The sequence below is a fragment of the Marseilla massiliensis genome (assembly GCF_016899955.1).
In the GTDB taxonomy this organism is placed as follows: Bacteria; Bacteroidota; Bacteroidia; order Bacteroidales; family Bacteroidaceae; genus Prevotella; species Prevotella intestinigallinarum.
The window spans coordinates 1-354 of the sequence record NZ_JACJJL010000114.1 but is presented as its reverse complement, the minus strand read 5'-3'; the positions used below and the strand labels follow the sequence as shown (position 1 = coordinate 354).

Sequence of the window (354 nt, the reverse complement as noted above, 5' to 3'; positions counted from 1 at the left end):
CATGATGGCCATGAAGATGCGCTGCGCCACGAGGATGCCGTAATAGGACATCTGGAAAATCAGCTCGCCCACGAAGCGGATGACATCGTTAATCCACTCGCTGACCTTGGTCTCCGTGGCCACCACCGCCCGTTGGGCGTAGTTGTTGATGGTGTTGCCCAGGTTCTCCACGTTGTAGATGAGCTTGTCCCACCATGCGGCGTCCTGTCCGATGGCGGCCACCTGCTGCGCGGTCGCGATGGAATCCTGTACGGTGCGCAGCCGGTCAAGGTACTCGCTTTGTTTTTGCGCCACCTTCAGCTCGAAGGCGGCCACCTCCTTGTTCTTGGCCTGCGCCATCGCCTTGCTCGCGCT

General features: G+C 60.2%; 1 pseudogene. It reads right to left on the bottom strand.

The features are described 5' to 3' along the window. Positions 1 to 354: pseudogene (locus tag H6B30_RS16160) on the bottom strand (hypothetical protein); the annotation flags it as partial.